At 42.7% G+C, this 1,587-nt stretch carries 2 protein-coding genes; both read right to left on the reverse strand.

Annotated features, from left to right (window positions below):
- Positions 1–169 precede the first annotated feature (169 nt).
- Complete coding sequence (locus tag EI161_RS14300; RefSeq protein ID WP_192529926.1) at positions 170–964, reverse strand: siderophore-interacting protein; 795 nt, start codon at positions 962–964, stop codon at positions 170–172.
- Between the two features lie 124 nt (positions 965–1,088).
- A partial coding sequence (locus tag EI161_RS14305; RefSeq protein WP_225735417.1) for a MarR family winged helix-turn-helix transcriptional regulator occupies positions 1,089–1,587 on the reverse strand: 499 nt, incomplete at its 5' end.

The following is a 1,587-nucleotide window of genomic DNA, read 5'->3' on the forward strand; positions in this document are numbered from 1 at the left end:
ATGATAAGCTTAAAGCCAGCTATGAGGCTGCCGTAATTCTCGCTTGTGTCTTTATCTGGCTGCCGCTGATTTGAATTCTATACAGCCCCTATATCTATGTTACTCACTAATGCAACTGGCTATATTTATCGTCTATTGACTATCTTTCTTCTATTCTAGTCATGATTTTTTAGTCTGCCTCTTTTTCTGCCCGTCGATCACTCGCAGATTGGTCTTCAGCAACGCCCGACTTCCAATATGAAAAGGCATATAGCTCGTCTTTTCGCCATCCCAGTTCACCTTTTAAATATTGCCGAATGGCTTTAACTGATGAAAACTCACTAGCAATGTAAGCAAAACGGCTGTTTTCTGAAGTTGGTAGCGTAAGCGTCTTAACCACAGCGGCCAGTTGACTGCCTTGCATAGGATGCGGGTTATGTAACCACGTCATTGCAATATTAGCTGACGTTGGTAGGTCTTGCTCGTCCTCTTCACCATGAACTTCGATGACACATTGCCCAGTCGCACTACTCGGCAGACTTTCAAGTATCGCCCCAAGCACAGGGATAGCCGTGGCATCACCAACCAATAAAAAGTGATCTGCTACTGGAAATAACGCTTTGTTCTTAGGCTTCATCATTACCCCAAGCTCGTCTCCAACTTTGGCATGAGTTGCCCACCCCGAAGCGGGCGCTTCATCACCATGAGCGACAAAATCAATCCAGATTTGTTGTTTTTCAACGTCTACGCCGCGGTGGGTGTAGGTGCGAATCACAAAACTAGACTTATCTTCTAGATTGAGCGGTTTGGTTTTATCAACTGGTATGGCGACTTTATTGTTTACCCCGATAGTCATGGCCGCAATATTAGCAATGGTGTCAGGATGCCCTGTAAGGTGAATACGAATATAGTGTGGGGTCAATCGTTGTTTAGCGGTGACGGTCATGACTTCTTTCACCGGTTTTTGACGGGTTATATTATTCATAGAATTCTGCCATTTTTTATGTTTTATAGGTTGTCACAAGATTTTTACTATTATGGTTTTATGAATTTACTGCCGATTGCTCTAATTCTGTAAAGCAATCTGTCCGGCAAATCAGCAGTATCTTTTACTTATCAAGGATACGGCTATCCTTCACATTATCTATCATGGCGCGACTGACTCGGAAGAATAGCGCAAGCTCAACGGTGGTTAAATCCTGCGTGAGTTGGTTTTTAGTCCACACCTCTGCAGCGTCGAGCTTTATCATAACTTCCTTGCCTTTAGCCGTTAGCTCGAGCAGTTGACTGCGACCATCTTGCGGATTATCTGTCTTAATAATTAAATCAGCCGCTAAAAGGTCATTTAGTGCCCGAGTAATTTGTGCTTTATCACGCTCGATGTAATCTGCAATTGATTTTGCAGTGCTGTGAGGGTTATAACATACGACTTTTAAGGTTCTGATTTGCGTTACTGTCAATTCAAGCTCTTGTCGTTTGATGCCTTGATGCAATAAATTGATATAGGTGTGCATCAATTGATGTAGTGTTTCACTCATCAAATTTTGGTGGTGTTCTAAAAAGTATGCTGGCATCAGACGTAGCCATAATTGATGTAAAAGAACACCA

The sequence above is a fragment of the Psychrobacter sp. FME5 genome (genome assembly GCF_014861375.1).
Classification (GTDB): domain Bacteria; phylum Pseudomonadota; class Gammaproteobacteria; order Pseudomonadales; family Moraxellaceae; genus Psychrobacter.

What these genes read in the sequence shown, in the direction of transcription:
- EI161_RS14300 (WP_192529926.1), bottom strand. Translation starts at nt 964, where the DNA reads ATGAATAATATAACCCGTCAAAAACCGGTGAAAGAAGTCATGACCGTC.